This window comes from Streptomyces sp. NA02950 (assembly GCF_013364155.1).
Classification (GTDB): Bacteria; Actinomycetota; Actinomycetes; order Streptomycetales; family Streptomycetaceae; genus Streptomyces.
This window is the reverse complement of sequence record NZ_CP054916.1, coordinates 2,353,460-2,371,083: the sequence shown is the minus strand read 5'-3', so window position 1 is coordinate 2,371,083 and position 17,624 is coordinate 2,353,460. Positions and strand designations below refer to the sequence as shown.

At 73.9% G+C, this 17,624-nt stretch carries 16 protein-coding genes and 1 pseudogene; 12 read left to right on the top strand and 5 right to left on the bottom strand.

The genetic code is table 11. The features are described from left to right. The first annotated feature begins 1 nt into the window (after position 1). On the top strand, positions 2-1,114 hold the full coding sequence (locus tag HUT19_RS09990) for a sensor histidine kinase KdpD (protein WP_176180118.1): 1,113 nt from the start codon (positions 2-4) through the stop codon (positions 1,112-1,114). A gap of 531 nt (positions 1,115-1,645) precedes the next feature. On the opposite strand, the gene HUT19_RS09985 is transcribed toward HUT19_RS09990, so the two are convergent. Beyond that, positions 1,646-2,743 carry an NAD(P)-dependent oxidoreductase gene (locus tag HUT19_RS09985; RefSeq protein WP_176180117.1) on the bottom strand — a complete coding sequence of 366 codons (1,098 nt, stop codon included), beginning with the start codon at positions 2,741-2,743 and terminating at the stop codon, positions 1,646-1,648. A 206-nt stretch (positions 2,744-2,949) separates the two neighbouring features. Here HUT19_RS09985 and HUT19_RS09980 point away from each other — a divergent pair, with 206 nt between their 5' ends. Both HUT19_RS09980 and HUT19_RS09975 read left to right on the top strand, forming a co-directional pair. Beyond that, positions 2,950-4,074, top strand: a complete 1,125-nt coding sequence (locus HUT19_RS09980) for a chemotaxis protein (RefSeq protein WP_176186722.1) — start codon at positions 2,950-2,952, stop codon at positions 4,072-4,074. Positions 4,075-4,343: 269 nt separating this feature from the next. Beyond that, entirely contained in the window at positions 4,344-5,255 is a 912-nt protein-coding gene (locus HUT19_RS09975) for a class I SAM-dependent methyltransferase (protein WP_176180116.1), read from the top strand. 46 nt (positions 5,256-5,301) lie between these two features. Here HUT19_RS09975 and HUT19_RS09970 read toward each other — a convergent pair whose 3' ends face one another. After that, positions 5,302-6,096, bottom strand: a complete 795-nt coding sequence (locus HUT19_RS09970; protein ID WP_254885508.1) for a peptidyl-tRNA hydrolase — start codon at positions 6,094-6,096, stop codon at positions 5,302-5,304. A gap of 82 nt (positions 6,097-6,178) precedes the next feature. Between HUT19_RS09970 and HUT19_RS09965 the strand changes: the two genes are divergently transcribed. The 4 genes and pseudogenes from HUT19_RS09965 to HUT19_RS09950 all read left to right on the top strand — a co-directional run bounded on the left by HUT19_RS09965 (position 6,179) and on the right by HUT19_RS09950 (position 8,867). Continuing rightward, a complete protein-coding gene (locus tag HUT19_RS09965) occupies positions 6,179-6,856 on the top strand; it encodes an AIM24 family protein (RefSeq protein ID WP_176180115.1) in 678 nt (225 codons plus the stop codon). Between the two features lie 44 nt (positions 6,857-6,900). Beyond that, positions 6,901-7,930: pseudogene (locus HUT19_RS09960) on the top strand (ATP-binding cassette domain-containing protein). Further along, positions 7,927-8,595 (top strand): ABC transporter, encoded by a 669-nt coding sequence (locus tag HUT19_RS09955; protein ID WP_176180114.1) that lies wholly within the window; start codon positions 7,927-7,929, stop codon positions 8,593-8,595. Before HUT19_RS09960 ends, HUT19_RS09955 begins: the two are co-directional and overlap by 4 nt. A gap of 74 nt (positions 8,596-8,669) precedes the next feature. Beyond that, entirely contained in the window at positions 8,670-8,867 is a 198-nt protein-coding gene (locus HUT19_RS09950) for a hypothetical protein (RefSeq protein ID WP_176180113.1), read from the top strand. A gap of 22 nt (positions 8,868-8,889) precedes the next feature. On the opposite strand, the gene HUT19_RS09945 is transcribed toward HUT19_RS09950, so the two are convergent. Continuing rightward, complete coding sequence (locus tag HUT19_RS09945) at positions 8,890-10,296, bottom strand: alkaline phosphatase PhoX (protein ID WP_176180112.1); 1,407 nt, start codon at positions 10,294-10,296, stop codon at positions 8,890-8,892. Positions 10,297-10,446: 150 nt separating this feature from the next. Further along, entirely contained in the window at positions 10,447-11,583 is a 1,137-nt protein-coding gene (zapE, locus tag HUT19_RS09940; protein WP_176180111.1) for a cell division protein ZapE, read from the bottom strand. A 46-nt stretch (positions 11,584-11,629) separates the two neighbouring features. Between zapE and HUT19_RS09935 the strand changes: the two genes are divergently transcribed. The 5 genes from HUT19_RS09935 (at position 11,630) to HUT19_RS09915 (ending at position 15,702) form a co-directional block, all read left to right on the top strand. After that, complete coding sequence (locus tag HUT19_RS09935) at positions 11,630-12,451, top strand: pyrimidine reductase family protein (protein ID WP_176180110.1); 822 nt, start codon at positions 11,630-11,632, stop codon at positions 12,449-12,451. A gap of 94 nt (positions 12,452-12,545) precedes the next feature. Further along, positions 12,546-13,019 carry an indole-3-glycerol phosphate synthase gene (locus tag HUT19_RS09930; protein ID WP_176180109.1) on the top strand — a complete coding sequence of 158 codons (474 nt, stop codon included), beginning with the start codon at positions 12,546-12,548 and terminating at the stop codon, positions 13,017-13,019. 91 nt (positions 13,020-13,110) lie between these two features. After that, a complete protein-coding gene (gene murC / locus HUT19_RS09925; RefSeq protein ID WP_176180108.1) occupies positions 13,111-14,550 on the top strand; it encodes a UDP-N-acetylmuramate--L-alanine ligase in 1,440 nt (479 codons plus the stop codon). Positions 14,551-14,562: 12 nt separating this feature from the next. Then, positions 14,563-14,970: a peptide-methionine (R)-S-oxide reductase MsrB gene (gene msrB, locus HUT19_RS09920; RefSeq protein ID WP_176180107.1), complete on the top strand. Its 408-nt coding sequence runs from the start codon at positions 14,563-14,565 to the stop codon at positions 14,968-14,970. Between the two features lie 72 nt (positions 14,971-15,042). Then, a complete protein-coding gene (locus tag HUT19_RS09915) occupies positions 15,043-15,702 on the top strand; it encodes a LysE family translocator (protein ID WP_176180106.1) in 660 nt (219 codons plus the stop codon). 83 nt (positions 15,703-15,785) lie between these two features. Here HUT19_RS09915 and treZ read toward each other — a convergent pair whose 3' ends face one another. Then, a complete protein-coding gene (treZ, locus tag HUT19_RS09910; RefSeq protein ID WP_176186718.1) occupies positions 15,786-17,582 on the bottom strand; it encodes a malto-oligosyltrehalose trehalohydrolase in 1,797 nt (598 codons plus the stop codon). Between the last annotated feature and the right edge of the window lie 42 nt (positions 17,583-17,624).

The following is a 17,624-nucleotide window of genomic DNA, read 5'->3' as shown; positions in this document are numbered from 1 at the left end:
CGTGCGAGACGTGCTCCTGATGGCCCTTTTCGCCTTCCTCGGCGCCGCCGCGGCCGGTCTGCTCGGCGCGCTGGCGCTGCGGCTGCTGCGCGGACGGTCCGTCGTCGTGTCCCTCACCGTCGTCGCCGCCGTCACGGTGACCGCCATGCTGGCGGGCACGCTCGCCGTCGCGTGGGCCATGTTCCTGTCCGCGCACGACCTGACGGTCGTCACCACCGTCTGCGCCATGGCCGCCGTGGTGTCGATGGCCACCGCGCTGCTGCTGGGCCGCTGGGTCGTGGCGCGCAGCAACGCGCTGGCGCAGGCCGCCCGTTCCTTCGGCGACGGCGGAAACTTCGCCGCCCCCGACGGCGAGGCCACCGCCGAACTCGCCGCTCTCGGCCGCGCACTGGCCGACACCAGCGCCAAACTGGCCGAATCGCGGACACGCGAACGGGCCCTGGAGTCCTCGCGCCGTGAGCTCGTCGCCTGGATTTCCCACGATCTGCGCACCCCGCTGGCCGGTCTGCGCGCGATGTCCGAGGCGCTGGAGGACGGGATGGTCCCTGATCCGGAGCGCTATCTGCGCCAGATCCGGACCGAGGTGGAACGGCTCAACGACATGGTCGGCGACCTCTTCGAACTCTCCCGCATCCACGCGGGGGCGCTGTCCCTCACCCTCACCCGGATCTCCGTCTACGACCTCGTCGGCGACGCCCTCGCGGGTGCCGATCCGCTCGCCCGTGAGCTGGGCGTACGGCTGATCGGCAATCCCATCGACCCCGTCCCGATCGAGGCCGACGGCAAGGAGATGACCCGCGTCCTGGGCAACCTCCTCATCAACGCCATCCGCCGCACCCCGGCCGACGGCACGGTCGCCGTCGCCGCCCAGCGCGAGGCGGACCACGTCGTGCTGTCGGTCACGGACGGCTGCGGCGGCATCCCCGAAGAGGACCTCCCGCGCGTCTTCGACACCGGCTGGCGCGGCAGCCACGCCCGCACCCCCCCGGCGGGCGCGGGCCTGGGCCTCGCCATCGTCCGCGGCATCGTCGAAGCCCACGACGGCCGCGCGGCGGTCCACAACGTCATCGGCGGCTGTTGCTTCGAGGTCCGCCTCCCGGCGGCGCGGGGGTAGGCGGTTCGGCCCGGCCGGGGCGCCGGGCGACGGCTGCGCCGTCGGGGCGTGGCCGCGGGGCGCCGCGTCCGCGTTCCGCCCTGCGGCGGGGGCGGGCTGCGGTGGTCCGTCTCCCTGCGGCGCGGGCGTGAGCGGTTCGGCCCGGCCTGGGGTGGGCGCCCCGCCCCGCGGAGGGTGGCAACGGCCGTTGCTGTCGGGCGCCGCGGCGGGGTGCCGTGGCCGCACCGTGCGCGGCGGGCCGCGGACGGGACGCACGCCCGCGCCTCCGGAGGGGCGGCGTCCTCCGGGACGGGCCGGGGCCTCGCGCTTGTCCCGTGGGCTCCATGGACGGGTCGGTGGCGGTCACGGCCGTCGCCGCCGGTCGCGGGTGTCTCCTGGGCGGGCACCACGTCCTGCCACCGCGCAGGGGTTCGGGACGGCCGGCAAGCCGGTGGGCCACCGGGCCCGGTCCCGGGGCCCCGCCGCCCCGGGGCCGGTCGTGGGCCGCGACGGCGGCGAGGCGGGGGTGTCCGCGGGCTCGGGAGCAGGCGTCTAGGGGACCGGGTGGGGGCGGCGGGCGGTCGCGCGCTGGGGGGCTCGGGCGAATTGGGTCATGCCCTCCGTGAACGGAACCGTCGCCCGCCACCCCAGCCGCTCCCGGATCCGCCGCGACGAGGCCGTGATGTGGCGGACGTCCCCCATGCGGTACGCGCCGGTGACCACCGGTGCCGGGCCGCCGTGGGCCTCCGCCAGGGCCCCGGCCATCTCGCCCACCGTGTGCGGATCGTCGCTGCCGGTGTTGTACGCGGTCAGCGCGCCCAGGGGTGCCGCGTCCGCCGCCGTGTCCGCCCCGCCCACCGCCGCCTCCAGCGCGGCGACATTGGCCGCGGCCACATCGCGTACGTGGATGAAGTCCCGGCGCTGCCCGCCGTCCTCGAACACGGTCGGTGCCTCCCCGCGCGCGAGCGCCGAGCGGAAGAACGAGGCGACACCCGCGTAGGGGGTGTCGCGCGGCATCCCCGGGCCGTAGACGTTGTGGTAGCGCAGCGACACCGCACGGCCGTCCACCGCCCGCGCCCACGCCGCCGCCAGGTGCTCCTGGGCCAGCTTCGTCGTGGCGTACACATTGCGCGGATCGGCCGGGGCGTCCTCCGCGACCAGCCCCGCCACCAGCGGGGTGCCGCACTCCGGGCAGGGCGGTTCGAAGCGGCCCGCCGCGAGGTCCGCCTCCGCGCGCGGGCCGGGCCGCACCCACCCGTGCCGGGGGCAGTCGTAGCGGCCCTCCCCGTACACCACCATCGACCCGGCGAGCACCAGGGTCCGCACCCCGCGCTCGGCCATCCCCGCCAGCAGCACGGCGGTGCCCAGGTCATTGCAGCCGACGTAGTCCGGCGCGTCCGCGAAGTCCTTGCCGAGGCCGACCATCGCCGCCTGGTGGCAGACCGCCTCCACGCCGCGCAGCGCCGCGTCCACCGCCAGGCGGTCCCGTACGTCGGCGTGGATCCACTCCGCGTCGGGCAGCGGCGGCGGTGCCGGGTGGGCGGCCGGGAGCAGGGCGTCGAGGACGACCGGCTCATGGCCGTGGGCGGTGAGAGCGGTGACGATGTGCGAGCCGATGAAGCCCGCGCCTCCGGTGACCAGTACGCGCATGGTGGCGACGCTAGGCCGCGGAACGGCGCGCGGCCCGCCCACGCGCCGCGCCGTCACCGGACCGTAAGGGTTCCGGGGGCCCGGGGGAGGGCCGGGCCCCCCGACCCCCGTCCCCACGGCCGTCCCCCCACGGCGCCGCCCCCGCTCCGTGATGCGACCCCGCCACTCCTGGGCGATCCTGTGATGACCAGCGTTGAGAGGCAATGATGCGCACCACAGGTCTGACATCCCGCACGCTGACCGCCCTCCGCGCCAAGAGGCCCTATCCGGCGGTCACCATCACCCTCCCGACCCTCCGCCGCGAAACCCACAACGCACAGGACTCGGTGCGGCTGCGCAACCTCGTCGCCGAGGCCAAACGACGTCTGGAGGCGGCTCCCGACGTCCCGCGCGAGGCCCGCTTCGACATCAGCGGGCAGCTCGACCGCGCCGTGGCCGACGCGGATCTGCGCTACGCCCTGGACTCGCTCGTGATCTTCGCGGCGAAGGGGGAGTACGAGGTCTGGTCGCTGCCGAGGACGGCGCCCGAGCGCGTCGTCCTCAGCGACACCTTCCTCACCCGCAACCTGGTCGCGGCGCGCGAGCGGACCCGCCCGTACTGGGTGCTCGCCGTCGCCTCGGACCGCACCGCGCTGTGGGCCGGATCCAACGGCTCGCTCCAGCAGGTGCGCGTGGCGGGGTTCCCGATGGAGCCCGAGCCGGGCGACAACGAGGACGTCGAGCGCGAGGAGCGGATCGGCAACGCGCCCGGCATCTACGACGACGAGCGCACCCGGCAGTATCTGCGACAGGTCGACGCCGGGCTCGACGGTCTGCTCGCGACCGATCGCCGCCCGCTCTACCTGGTCGGGCTCGCCCCCGTGCTCAGCCTGCTGGACGAGGTGGGCACGGCGGCGAAGGCCGCCGTGAGCCGGGTGCCCAAGGGCGGACTGGCCGGGGGCCCCGCCAGGGCGCTCGCCGAGGCGCTGCGCCCGGCGCTGGGCGAGCAGGCGGCCCGCCACACCGAGCGCGTCATCCGGCGCACCGAGCAGGCCCAGGGGCGGCGCGCCTTCGCCGCCGGGCTGGAGGAGGTGTGGCAGGTGGCCCGCGAGGGCCGGATCGATCTGCTGGTCGTCGAGGAGAACTACCAGCAGCCGGTCCGGGTCACCGGCGAGCATCTGAGCCCGGTCGACCCGGCCGAGCTGAGCGCCGCCGAGCACGGCGCGGCCGTGCAGGAGGACATCGTGGACGAGATCATCGAGGCCGCGCTGGACACCGGCAGCGAGGTCGCCTTCGTCCCGGACGGGGCCCTGTCCGGCTGCGACCGTATCGCGGCGGCCCTCCGCTTCTGAACGGCCACCGGGCCTCCCGCCGTCCTCCTCCCGGTCGATTTCCAGCCTCGCAGCGCCCCGCTATGCCCGGGTTCGTACTGATGTGGACATCACTTCATCTCGCTTTTTCGGTCACACAACACACACCACAGGGACCCTCCGACGTTGCCTTCCGCTGTCAGCGTGGCGGCCACCCACGTCTCTTCACGTCTTCCGGACGCCGCTCAGAACGCCACGCACGCACCGCACGCAACTTACGCACCGCACGCAACCGAGGAACTGAGAGCAGCATGACGGCCACCACCGCGCGAGCAGCGCAACGTCCCCGCAGCCTCAACGACGTCAAGGGGTGGTTCCCCAGCCTTGACCAAGTGCTGTTCGACCGCTTCCTGACCCGTCAGGAGCGCCACGAGCAGCGCGGAGACCTCCTGGAGATGGGCGCCTACATGGGCAAGAGCGCCATCTTCACCGCGGCCTATCTGCGCAGGGGCGAGCGCTTCACGGTCTGCGACCTCTTCGACGCCGACGCGCCGGACGAGCAGAACGCGGCCGAGGCCCGCAAGTCGTACGCCACCCTCACCCGCACCGCCTTCGAGCAGAACTACCTCGCCTTCCACGACGAGCTGCCCCACGTCCTCCAGGGGCCGACCTCCGTGGTGCCACGCCACGTCGGCCCGGACAGCTGCCGCTTCGTGCACGTCGACGCCTCGCATCTGTACGAGCACGTGGCGGGCGACATCGACACCGCGCACACCGCGCTGGCCCCCGGTGGCCTCGTCGTCCTCGACGACTTCCGCTCCGAACACACCCCGGGCGTGGCCGCCGCCACCTGGGAGGCGGTGTTCACCCGGGGGCTGCGGCCGGTGTGTCTCAGTACCCAGAAGCTCTACGGCACCTGGGGCGACCCCGGGCCGTTGCAGGACGAGCTGCTCGCCGACGAGGAATGGCGGTCGACGATGCACACGAGCGTGCAGGAGATCGCGGGGCGGCGGGTGCTGCGGTTCTCCGGCAAGCCGCCGAACCCGGCCGCGCCGCGCTCCCGCTACGCCCAGGAGCCGCGGGAGTCCGCGCCGGACGCACCGTCGGCCTCCGCGGACGCGGCGGGCCGCCCCGGGCGCTCCCCGGTCCGGCGGCTCGCCGCCGATGTCCTGCCGCCGGTGGTCGCGCGGGCGATCCGCAGCAGGCGCCGCACCACCGGCTGAGCGCCCGCACCGTTCCGGTCGGGCGCCGTCGCCGTCGCTGCGGCGGTCAGCGCCGCCGCAGCGACGGGTGGTCCGCCACCACCGTGCGGGACCCCGGAGTGACCTCGGTGAAGCCCGCGTCCCGCACCACCGGCAGGCCGCTCGCCGTCAGCGCGTCCCACCGCTCGGGGGACGCCGTACGCACGGCCAGCGGAAAGCCCGCCGCCCGCCAGGCCGCCCGTGTCGGGCCGTCCAGCTCCCACCAGGCGAGCTGTGCGCCGTGCCCGGCCTGGGCCATCGCCTTGCCCGCCGACATGTCGATATGCGGATTCATCCACAGCACCGGTTCGGCGGGGTCGGGCGCGGCCGGTGGCTCCGGGTCGTCCAGGTCGGTGCCGGACACCTGGAGCTTGACCAGTTCCTTCGGCCAACCGTCCAGCGGCACCGGCGGGAACACCCGCACCTCGGCCGCCGGCGGGGACCCGTCGCCCTGCCCGCCCTCAGGCGCCCGCCCGGCCCGGCCCGTGAGCGTGATGCCCGGCAGCGTCCCGGCGCGCCGCCACTCCGCGCCGCGCGCCCGCCGTACGACCTTGCGGATCCGGGCGTCCTGCCAGGCCCGTACGGCCTCCGCCCACTCGCCGCCGCCCCCGGTCGCCCGCTCGTCCGACAGCAGCACCAGCACGGCGCGGGCCGCCGTCTCCAGGGCGTCGGTACGGGCCGGGGGCGCGGCCTTCTCGATCCGGACCACCAAGGGCAGGACGAACTGCGGCGCGGCGTCCCGGCCGGTCTCCGCATGACGGAAGGGGCTGGTGCGGGGGCTGGTCCCGGAGCGGGTCCCGGGGTGGGTTTCGGAGCTGGTCACGCGCCCCAGTCTGCCAGCAGGACGCGGGCCGGGGGCGGGACGGATATTGCGGAATGATCAGTAACCCCGGAACTATGCGCACATGCAGAGCGATCTCTTCTCTCCGGAGTACATGGCCCAGTTGGCCACCACGCCGGGGATGACCCTCCAGAATCCGAAGTCGATCAAGTACGCCGTCGACGGCGAGTGTTACGCCCGCCAGGGTGCCATGGTCGCCTTCCGCGGTGACCTCTCCTTCGAGAAGCACGGCCAGGGCGTCGGCACGTTCCTCAAGCGCGCGCTCACCGGTGAGGGGCTGGCGCTGATGGTCGTCCGCGGCAAGGGCGAGGCGTGGTTCGCCCACGAGGCGGCCAACTGCTTCCTCGTGGACCTCGCCGCCGGCGACAGCCTCACCATCAACGGGCGCAACGTCCTGTGCTTCGACTCCTCCCTCACCTACGAGATCGAGATGATGAAGGGCGCGGGGATGACGGGCGGCGGCCTGTTCAACACCGTGTTCAGCGGCAGCGGACGGCTCGGCCTCATATGCGAGGGCAACCCCATCGTCATCCCGGTCAGCCCGACCGACCCGGTCTGCGTGGACACCGACGCCGTCGTCGGCTGGACCACCGCCCTGCGCACCTCGCTGCACCGCTCGCAGAGCTTCGGCTCGATGCTGCGCGGCGGTTCCGGCGAGGCCGTCCAACTCCGGCTGGACGGGGAGGGGTTCGTGATCGTGCGCCCGAGCGAGGCCAAGCCGGAGAAGGACGGCGCCAACTGACCCACGACACGGCGGCCGGTTCGCCGGGCCTATGCTCGACCGGCATGAGACTGCGAGGAGTCGGCCGCCGCTACGGCCTGGGCGGGCCCTGGGTGCTGCGCGGTGTCGACCTCGAGCTGGAGCCGGGCTCGCTGACCCGCGTGGAGGGCACCAACGGCAGCGGGAAGTCCACCCTGCTGCGGCTGCTCGCCGGGATCGACGCACCGAGCGCGGGCCGGATCACCGGCCGCCCGCGCACCGCGTACGTACCCGGAGCGGTTCCCGGCCGAACTCCCCTTCTCCGCCCGCGGCTACCTCACCCACCTCGGCCGGATCCACGGGCTGCGGCGGGCGGCGGCGGAGCGTGGGGCGGGGGAGTGGCTGGAACGGTTCGGCGCGGCCGAACACGCCGACACCCCGCTCGCCGAACTGTCCAAGGGCACCAGCCAGAAGGTGGCCGTAGCACAGGCGCTGCTCGGCGCCCCGGGTCTGCTGGTCCTCGACGAGGCGTGGACCGGCCTCGACCGGGCCGCGCGCACCGTACTGGACGCGGCCGTCGCCGAGCGGGTCGCCGACGGTGCCGCGGTCGTCTTCGTGGATCACGACCCCCGACGGCTGTCCGGCGCCGCCGACGCGGTGTTCCGCGTCACCGACGCCCGCCTGACGCCGCTGGGGCCGCCGACCGCGGGCGGGAGCCCGCCGGACCCGTCGGGTGCGGGACCTGCCGCCGGGATGTCGGACACGCCGTGGCGGACCTCGGCAGGTGCCGCGGAGCCGCGGGTGACGGTCGTGGCCGTGGGCCCGCCGGACGCCGAGCTTCCGCCGGATCTGCCGGGCGCGCCGCGCTGCGAGTCACCGGTGTCCGGGCCCGCGCCCGCCGTCGGACCGGCCGCGGACGGCGCGGAGCGGCGTCGCATACGGATGACGGTCGGGGCGGCGCACTCCGACGCACTGCTGCGGGCCCTGCTCACCGCCCACCCGCCGTGGCACATCCGCTCCGTGGCGGACGCGGCGGACCCGCCAGGTGCGCAGGACGTGCGGGACGTGCGGGACGCGCCGCCCGGGGCGCCGACAGCAAGGCCGGAGGCCTCATGACCGCGCTGCTGCGCTATCAGGCCGCGCTGCTGGTCCGCTCGCAGCGCTGGCTGCCGCCGGTGCTGCTCTACGTCGCGTTCATGGGCATCACGGTGCGGGCGGGGGATCCGGTCCTGGACTCCTTCGGCTACGCCGCCGCCGCGCTGCTCCCCGTGGCGGCCTGGCTGGTGCGGGTGTGTGCCACCAACGAGCCCGCCGCGGCACGCAACTGCGCGGCCGCCGCGGCGGGCCCCGGCCGGGTGCATCTGGCCGGTGTGCTCACGGCGCTCGGCGCGGCGCTCGTACTCGGCACCGCCGGGGCCCTGTTCGTCGGCCTCATCAGCGACCCGCGCACCGCGGATCACCAGGTCGGGATCCCGGTGGCGAAGGCGACCGCCGCCGGGCTGCTCGCCGCGTTCGCCTGTGCGCTGCTCGGCACGGCCGTCGGCGCGCTGTGCAACCGGCCGCTGCTGCGCAGCCCCGGCTGGGCGATCTCCGCCACCGCGGTCGCCGCGCTGCTGGTGCTGGTGGCCGGTGCCTCGCCCGCGAACGCCGCGGTGTCGGGACTCGTCGAGGGGTCGCACAGCGGTGCCGTGCCGCTGCCCCTGCTGCCGCTGGCCGTGACCGGTGCGGCGGCCGCCGGGGCGACCGCGCTGGCCTGCGCCCTCAGCTCCCGCCGCACGTAGGCGGCGCGGGGGCGTCAGCGCACTCGGCCCGTACGGTCCCGACCCTACGGCCCCGGCGCCGTAGGGTCGGGGCCATGGACGACACCACGGACACCAACGGCTGTTGCGACGCCCCCGGGCCCGGGAGCCCGGCGCATGCCACGGCGGGCCCGCCGTACGCCGACTGCGTGCGGTGCGGCGAGCCCACCGAGTACCCGGCCGCGCGGCCCGGGGTGACGCTGTGCCCGGTCTGCGAATGGCAGGAGGCCCAGCGCACCGCCTGCTCCGGCTAGGCCGCGCGGTCCCGCGGAGCGCTCAGTGCCGCCAGGGGCCGGTCACGGCGAAGGTGGTCCCCGGGGTGTAGCAGTTGACGTACATCGTCCGGTGGTCCGGGGCGAAGGTGACGCCCGCGAACTCACCCCACTCCGGCTTCTCCGGGGTGCCGATGTTCTGCCGTCCGCGGGCCATCGGATAGACCTCGCCCGCCCGGGTCACTCCGAAGACGTGCTGGGCGCCCTCGCCGTCCTCGCACACCATCAGTCCGCCGCTGGGCGCCAGCGTGATGTTGTCCGGGGACTCGCCGGGCAGCTGGAGGTCGGTGTCCGGCCCGAAGACGATCACCAGGGTGAGCCGCCGCCGCCACGGGTCGTAGCGCCAGATCTGGCCGTAGTGGTCGGCCGCCGAACCCGCCGCCCTCTTGGCGAAGCTGGAGACGAAGTAGACCGACGACCCGCCCCAGTAGCAGCCCTCCAGCTTCTGGGCGTGGGTGATGCCGCCGGAGCCGAAGTCCTGGAAGCGGATGGGGGTTTCCCTGGCGAGCGGATCGGGGACCGTCACCCACTCGATGTGGTCGAAGGTGGTGCCGGTCTCCTGGACCGTGGACAGGTCGGGTACGCCCGGCACCCGCATCGCCTGGAGCTCACCGCCCGCGCGTAGCGAACCGAGTCCGCCGAGCGGCTTCCTCGGCCGGAACCGGTAGAACAGCCCGAACGGCTTATCGAAGGCGTCCTCGGTCTCGTAGACGATGCCGTTGCGCGGGTCGACCGCGATGGCCTCGTGCTGGAAGCGGCCCATGGCGGTGAGCGGCACGGCGCCGGTGCGGCGCGGATCGTAGGGGTCGACCTCGAAGATGAAGCCGTGGTCCTTGGTGTAGCCGTTGGTCCCGGCTCTGTCCTCGGTCTCCTCGCAGGTCAGCCAGGTGTTCCAGGGGGTGGGGCCGCCCGCGCAGTTGACCGCCGTGCCCGCGATGGCGACGCGCTCGGACCGTACGTGGTTGCGGGAGTCGAGCTCCAGGGCGGTACAGCCGCCCAGGCCGGCCGGGTCGTAGGTGAGGCCCTTGACGGCGGGGACGCGGATCGCCGCGTCCACCCGGTTCTCGTGGTTGCGGACCAGGTGGGTGCGGCTGTGCTTGCCGCTGGACCGGCCGGGGAAGGCGGCCATCCCGTCGCAGTGGCTGGGGACCTTGCCCTCCCCGGAGCGCAGTTCGTCGCCTTCCCGGGACAGCACCCGGTAGCGGAACCCCTCGGGGAGGTCGAGCAGACCGTCGGGGTCGGGGACGAGCGGGCCGTAGCCGCCGGGGACGGCCTCGGCGGCCTCGGCGGCGGGATCGGATCCGGCGGCCGAGGCCGTACCGGCGAAGAGCTCCGGGATGCTTCCGGTGAAGGCGATGGAGGCGCCCAGCGCACCGGTGCGTCCCAGGACCTGACGTCGTGTCGCTGACATGCGGTAACTCCCTGCTGGCGGACAGGAAATATGACCGCACGTGTGTATCACGCGCATGCGCGTGCGGGAACCATCTGATCAGTGTCGACTGGACGCGTCCCCACGACGCCGTGACCCCGCTACGCTACGCGGCCGCACGCCGCGCCCGGCTCAGTGTCCGCTCCGCCCCTCGGCGAGCCCCTTCGCGTCCCGGGCCAGTGCCGTGAGCCGGGATATCGCCCGGAAGTACTTCTTCCGGTAGCCGCCGCGCAGCATCTCCTCGCTGAACAGCTGGTCGAACGGGACACCGGAGGCCAGCACCGGCACCTCGCGGTCGTAGAGCCGGTCCGCCAGTACCACCAGCCGCAGCGCGGTCGACTGGTCCGGCACCGGGCCGACCCCGGTCAGACACACGGCCTGGACGCCGTCGCACATCGCGCCGTACCGGCTCGGGTGCACCCGCGAGAGGTGCTCCAGCAGCGAGGCAAAGTCGTCGAGCGAGGCACCGGGGGTGCGGTACGCCGCGCGCGTGACCGTGTCGTCGGAGTACGGGGCCGGAGCCTCGGGCAGTCCGCGGTGCCGGTAGTCCTCGCCGTCGATGCGCAGGGTGTGGAAGCGGGCGGACAGCCCCTGGATCTCCCGCAGGAAGTCGGCGGCGGCGAACCGGCCCTCGCCCAGCTTGCCGGGGAGCGTGTTGGAGGTCGCGGCCAGGGCCACGCCCGCCTCGACCAGCTTGCCGAGGAGGGTGGACACCAGCACGGTGTCACCCGGGTCGTCCAGCTCGAACTCGTCGATGCACAGCAGCCGGTGGCCGCTCAGGGTCTGTACGGTCTGCTGGAAGCCGAGCGCGCCGACGAGGTTCGTCAGCTCCACGAAGGTGCCGAACGCCTTCCGCTCGGGGGCGGCCGGGGTGGCGTGCCACAGGGAGGCCAGCAGATGGGTCTTGCCGACGCCGTACCCGCCGTCCAGATACATCCCGCGCGGGCCGCTCGGGGCGGCGGACCTGGGTTCCCGGCGGAACCAGTGCCGGCGTCGGCCGTCCTTCGCGCCCGTCCCGCCGTCCAGCCTCTCGGCGAAGCCGCTGAGCGTTTTGACGGCCTCGGCCTGGCTGGGCTGATTGCGGTCCGGTATGTAGTTGTCGAAGCTCACCGTGGCGAAGCGGGGCGGCGGCACCATCTCGGCGACCAGGCGCTCGGCCGGAACGTGCGGAGCGCGGGCGGTGAGGGCTACCGGGGCTTCGGCGGCTATCGGGCCTGCCGAGCCAGAAGTGGTGGTTGGTGCAGACACGGAAGTCCAGGGTAGTCGCATTTCATGGAGCCACGGACCGAGAGGGAGGCATGTCACACTGCGCCGTATGCGACGCCTGTTCCCGTTGTCCACCGAGCCGACCACCGGATCCGCCGCCCCGCGCGGCTCCGAGGACCGTGAAGAGGACCGTGAATGGGGGCTGGACGAGCTGGCCGACGCCTATGCCTACCCGGACCGGCCGCCGGGGCCCGCGGGGGCCTTCCTGCGGGCCAACATGGTCTCCTCGCTGGACGGCGCCGCCCATCACGACGGCCGCTCGCAACCGCTGTCGTCCGCCGCCGACATGCGGATCTTCGGGGTGCTGCGCGGGCTCGCCGACGCCGTGGTCGTCGGTGCCGAGACCGTACGCCGGGAGGGATACCGCCCGGCGCGGGTCCGGGAGGCGTTCGCCGAGCGGCGGGCGGCGCTCGGCCAGGCCCCGGCGCCCGCGATCGCCGTGGTCAGCGCGAGCCTGGACCTCGACTTCTCGATGCCGCTGTTCACCGAACCCGTGGTGCCGACGCTGGTGATCACCGGTGGACGGGCGCCCGGGGAGCGGCTCGCCGCCGCCCGCGCGGCCGGTGCCGAGGTGGTGCTCACCGGGCACGGGGAGTCGGGGCGGGTGGACGCCGCCCCGATCGTGACCGCCCTCGCCGAGCGCGGCCACACCCGGCTGCTGACGGAAGGCGGACCCAGACTGCTGGCACTGTTCGCGGCCGCCGGGGTACTCGACGAGCTGTGTCTTTCGGTGGCGCCCTTGCTGGCCGCGGGGGACGCGGCGCGCATCGTCAACGGTCCCGCGCTGGCGGAACCGGAACGGTTCGCTCTCGCTTCCGTCCTGGAGGAAGCCGGGTTCCTTTTCACCCGCTACCGTCGGATTTACCAATAATGTTGCAGTAAACGCGTAAACGGACTGGATTTATGGATTCCGGTACGGGATCCGTGAATGGAGAAGGGCGCCTGCCGTGTTCACGAGCGTTTTGATGATCGAGAAGCCCCTGACCCCTGCCGACGTGGAGTTCGTCACCAGCCTGCACGGCGACGATCCGATCTCCTTCATCGTGCTGATGCAGCCCCGGGGCAGTAAGGACCGGCTGCTGCGCGCCATAGACGACATCGCGCTGGGCGAGCTGGAGCAGGCAGCCCAGGAACGGGACGAACCCGAGGGCAGCGAGGCGCTGGAACCGGCCGAGCGCGCCCTCACCCACTCGGTGGCGGCCCTGCGCGAGGCCGGCTGCGAGGCCAGGGGCCAGGTCGTCCAGCGCCGCCCGCTGGACGTGCTGCGCGGGGTCGTCGAGGAGACCGGCGCCGACGAGGTGATCGTGCTCACCGCCCCGCACTTCGTGGAGGAGTTCTTCCACCGGGACTGGGCCTCCCGGGCCCGGCACACCGTGGGCGTCCCGGTGCTCAAGCTGTTCTCCCACGCGGTCGACGAGGGACAGACGACAGGAGGCTGAGCCGGGCCGTCACGGGCTTGCGCGGGGCCGGGCGGTGCGGGGTGCGAGAATCGGGCCGACAGCGAGAACTGCGAATCAGGGAGACCCGTACATGGCACCGGCCGGCACCGCCTCCGACGCGCTGGATCGACCGCACTTCATCGGCATCGGCGGCGCCGGGATGTCGGGCGTCGCCAAGGTGCTCGCCCAGCGCGGCGCACAGGTCGCGGGCAGTGACACCAAGGACTCCCCGACCGTGGCCGCGCTGCGCGAGGCGGGCGCCACCGTGCACATCGGCCACGCCGCCGAGCACATCGCGTCCGACGCCAGCAGCGTCGTGGTCTCCAGCGCCATCCGCGCCGACAACCTGGAGCTGGTCACCGCCGTCGAGCGCGGCATCCCGGTGGTGCACCGCTCCGACGCGCTCGCCGCGCTGATGGACGGCGCCCGGCCGATCGCGGTCGCGGGCACCCACGGCAAGACGACCACGACCTCGATGCTCGCCGTCTCCCTCGGCAGCCTCGGTCTGGACCCGACCTACGTCATCGGCGGTGACCTGGACGCACCCGGCTCCAGCGCCCGCCACGGCAGCGGCGAGATCTTCGTCGCCGAGGCCGACGAGAGCGACCGCAGCTTCCACAAGTACGCTCCCGAGGTCGCCATCGTCCTCAACGTGGAGCTCGACCACCACGCCAACTACGCCTCGATGGACGAGATCTACGAGTCCTTCGAGACCTTCGTGGGCCGGATCCGGCCGGGCGGCGCGCTCGTGGTCTCCGCCGACCACGACGGTGCCCGTGAGCTGACCGCCCGGGTGAAGGGCCGCGAGGGGCTGCGGGTCCTGACCTACGGCGAGGACGAGAGCGCGGACGTCCGGGTGCTCGACATCGTCCAGCACGGTCTGACCAGCCGGGTCACCGTCCGGCTCGCCGAGGTCCTGGGCGGTCAGGAGATCACTTTCGCCGTCTCCGTCCCCGGCCGCCACTACGCGCTCAACGCGGTGGCCGCGCTCACCGCGGGCGCCGCCCTGGGCGTCCCCGCCGCCGACCTCGCCCCCGCGATCGCCGCGTACACCGGCGTCAAGCGACGGCTCCAGCTCAAGGGCACCGCGGCCGGAGTGCAGGTCATCGACTCCTACGCACACCACCCCACCGAGATCGCCGCCGACTTGGAGGCGATCCGCGGCGGCGCCGGTGCCGGGCGGGTCCTGGTGGTCTTCCAGCCGCACCTGTTCAGCCGCACCCAGGAGCTGGGCACCGAGATGGGCGAGGCCCTGACGCTCGCCGACGCCTCCGTCGTCCTCGACATCTACCCGGCCCGCGAGGACCCGGTCCCGGGCATCACCAGCGCCCTGGTCATCGACGCCGCCGCGCGCCGGGGCGCCGATGTGACCGCCGAGCACGACCGGGCCGCGGTGCCCGGGCTGATCGCCGGAATGGCCAAGCCCGGTGACCTTGTTCTCACCATGGGCGCGGGCGATGTCACCGACCTCGGTCCGGAGATCCTCGCCCGTCTGGAGCGCCCGGAGAGCGGCGAGAGCCGCGAGAGCTGAGGAGGTCCGCCGATGGCGTACGAGATCGACAAGCCGGACGAGCAGTGGCGCGCGGAACTGAGCCCGGAGGAGTACCAGGTCCTGCGCGAGGCCGGTACCGAGCGTGCCTTCACCGGTGAGTACACCGACACCAAGACGACCGGCGTCTACTCCTGCCGGGCGTGCGACGCCGAGCTGTTCCGCTCCGACACCAAGTTCGAGAGCCACTGCGGCTGGCCGTCCTTCTACGACCCGGCGGACACCTCCGCCGTCGAGCTGATCGAGGACCGTTCGCACGGCATGGTCCGTACCGAGGTGCGCTGCGCCCGGTGCGGCTCCCACCTGGGGCATGTCTTCGCGGGCGAGGGCTATCCCACCCCGACCGACCAGCGGTACTGCATCAACTCCATCTCGCTGCGGCTGACGCCCCGGGAGAGCTGAGGCCGCGGGCCGGGTGGCCGGGGGTCCGCAAAGGGTTGGCGCGATCGGTGCGGCCGGGCCGACGATGGCCGGATGCTGAGTACATTCATCGCCTTCCTGGGGGCCTGCACACTGATCGCCGCCTCACCCGGCCCGAGCACCGTCCTGATCATCCGGCAGTCGCTCGCCAGCAGGCGGGCGGGGCTGATGACGGTCCTCGGCAATGAGACCGGGATTTTCATCTGGGGCCTGGCCGCCGCCTTCGGGCTCACCGGGCTGCTCGCCGCCTCCGAGGTCGCGTACGACGTCATGCGGATCACCGGCGCGGTGGTGCTGGTGGGCTTCGGCGTCCAGACGCTGCGCGCGGCCCGGCGCGCCAGGCGGGAGGGCGAGGGGCAGGAGCCGGGGCCGGCGGCCGAGGAGGCCGTCGTCGCCCCGGCGCCGCGCGGGCGCGGCTCCGGATGGCGTTCGTACCGCGCGGGCCTGGTGATGAACCTGGCCAACCCCAAGGCGGCCGTCTTCGCGCTCTCCTTCCTGCCGCAGTTCGTGCCGTCCGGCGCGCCGAAGCTGCCCACGATGGTGGTGCTGGCGGCGGTGTGGGCGGTCTACGAGATCGGCTACTACTCCGTGTACGTCTGGGGTGTGAGCCGGATGAAGCGCCTGCTGAGCCGGGCCGTGGTGCGCCGCGGGATGGAGCGGGTCTCCGGCGGGGTACTGGTGGCCCTGGGCATACGCATGGCCGTCGAGGGCTGACTGGGTCCCGGCCTCGGCCGCGGTACCGGCGTGCGCCGGGCCGGTGCCGGTCGGCGAGGTGTGACGGTCAGGCGGTGTGACGGTCAGCGCGTCCCGTGGCGCAGGACGGCGGCCGACTCGGGCGGCAGCCGCAGAACGCCGTCCGCGCCCGGGAGTTCGACCGGCCGCCAGGCGGCCACCACCTCGCTGACCTCGCCCGGTCCGGTGCCGAGCCGGACCTGGGCCGAACGCTTCCGCGGATTGACGACGATGTGCAGCGGACCGCGCCGGAAGCCGAACCAGCCGCCGTCCGCCGGGGCCGACACCCCGGCCGACACCCCGTCCGGTAACCCGCCTGCCGGCTCGGACACCGGCCAGCCCGGATCGGTGAGGGCCGGTTCGGCGCGGCGCAGCGCGATCAGCCGCCGGTGCCAGGCGAGCAGTTCCGCATGCGGCTCCCGCTCCGGTTCCGACCAGTCGAGGCAGGACCGCAGCCGGGTGGCCGGATCCTGGGGGTCGGGAATCTCCGCCTCGGTCCAGCCATGGGCGGCGAACTCACGGCGGCGGCCGCGTCGTACCGCCTCGGCGAGCTCCGGGTCCTGGTGGTCGGTGAAGTACTGCCAGGGCGTGCCGGCGCCCCACTCCTCGCCCATGAACAGCATCGGTGTGAACGGCGAGCACAGCACGAGGGCCGCCGCGCAGGCCAGCAGACCGGGGGACAGGCTGCCGGAGAGCCGGTCGCCGATCGCGCGATTGCCGATCTGGTCATGGGTCTGGGCATAGCCGAGCAGCCGGTGGGCGGGGGTGGTGCGGGTGTTCAGCGGGCTGCCGTGCGCCCGGCCCCGGAAGGCCGAGTGGGTGCCGTCGTGGAAGAAGCCGCCGGTCAGCGTTTTGGCCAGGGCACCGGCGCCCTCGGCGGCGAAGTCGGCGTAGTAGCCCTGGTGCTCACCGGTGAGCAGGGTGTGCAGGGCGTGATGGAAGTCGTCGTTCCACTGCGCGTGCAGACCGTGGCCGCCGGACTCGCGCGGTGCGGTGGTGCGCGGATCGTTCAGATCGGACTCGCCGATGAGGAACAGCGGGCGGCCGGTCCTGGCGGCCAGCGCGTCCACGGCCGCGGACAGTTCGGCGAGGAAGTGCTGCGCCCGGGTGTCGTGCAGCGCGTGTACGGCGTCCAGCCGCAGCCCGTCGAGCCGGAAGTCGCGCAGCCAGGCGAGCGCGCTGCCGGTGAAGTACGCGCGGACCTCGTCGGAGCCGGGGGCGTCGAGGTTGACCGCGGCGCCCCAGGGGGTGTGGTGGGTGTCGGTGAAGTACGGGCCGTAGGCGGGGAGATGGTTGCCGGAGGGGCCCAGGTGGTTGTGGACCACATCGAGGACCGCGCCGAGGCCGTGGCCGTGCGCGGCGTCGACGAAGCGGGCCAGGCCCTCCGGTCCGCCGTACGGCTCGTGCACCGCCCAGGGCGCCACGCCGTCGTACCCCCAGCCGTGGGTCCCGGGGAACGGGCAGACCGGCATCAGCTGCACATGGCTGATGCCCAACCCGGCCAGATGCGGCAGCCGTTCGGCCGCCGCGTCGAAGGTGCCCTCGCGGGTGAAGGTGCCGATGTGCAGCTCGTAGAGGACCGCGCCCGGCAGCGGCCGTCCGAACCACTCCCGCTCCCAGGGGAAGCGGGAGTGGTCCACGACGGCGCTGAGGCCCTCGGGGCCGTCCGGCTGGCGGCGGGAGCGCGGATCGGGCAGCGGCGGGCCGCCGTCGAGCGCGAAGCCGTACCGCGTCCCGTGCCCGGCCTCGGCCTCGGCCCGCCACCACCCCTCCCGGGCGGGATCGCGCTCCATGGGACGGGTCACGCCCTCCACATGGAGCCCGACCTGCCCGGCGTGCGGTGCCCACACCTCGAACAGCACTGGCGTCTCCCCTCTCATGGCCGCTCACCTCGTGGCGTCGCC

Coding starts and splice junctions, on each gene's coding strand:
- HUT19_RS09965 (WP_176180115.1), top strand. CDS start 6,179: ATGCAGAGCGATCTCTTCTCTCCGGAGTACATGGCCCAGTTGGCCACC.
- msrB (WP_176180107.1), top strand. CDS start 14,563: ATGGCGTACGAGATCGACAAGCCGGACGAGCAGTGGCGCGCGGAACTG.
- zapE (WP_176180111.1), bottom strand. CDS start 11,583: ATGCGACTACCCTGGACTTCCGTGTCTGCACCAACCACCACTTCTGGC.
- HUT19_RS09930 (WP_176180109.1), top strand. CDS start 12,546: ATGATCGAGAAGCCCCTGACCCCTGCCGACGTGGAGTTCGTCACCAGC.
- murC (WP_176180108.1), top strand. CDS start 13,111: ATGGCACCGGCCGGCACCGCCTCCGACGCGCTGGATCGACCGCACTTC.
- HUT19_RS09945 (WP_176180112.1), bottom strand. CDS start 10,296: ATGTCAGCGACACGACGTCAGGTCCTGGGACGCACCGGTGCGCTGGGC.
- HUT19_RS09975 (WP_176180116.1), top strand. CDS start 4,344: ATGACGGCCACCACCGCGCGAGCAGCGCAACGTCCCCGCAGCCTCAAC.
- HUT19_RS09915 (WP_176180106.1), top strand. CDS start 15,043: ATGCTGAGTACATTCATCGCCTTCCTGGGGGCCTGCACACTGATCGCC.
- HUT19_RS09955 (WP_176180114.1), top strand. CDS start 7,927: ATGACCGCGCTGCTGCGCTATCAGGCCGCGCTGCTGGTCCGCTCGCAG.
- HUT19_RS09980 (WP_176186722.1), top strand. CDS start 2,950: ATGCGCACCACAGGTCTGACATCCCGCACGCTGACCGCCCTCCGCGCC.
- HUT19_RS09935 (WP_176180110.1), top strand. CDS start 11,630: ATGCGACGCCTGTTCCCGTTGTCCACCGAGCCGACCACCGGATCCGCC.
- HUT19_RS09985 (WP_176180117.1), bottom strand. CDS start 2,743: ATGCGCGTACTGGTCACCGGAGGCGCGGGCTTCATCGGCTCGCACATC.
- HUT19_RS09950 (WP_176180113.1), top strand. CDS start 8,670: ATGGACGACACCACGGACACCAACGGCTGTTGCGACGCCCCCGGGCCC.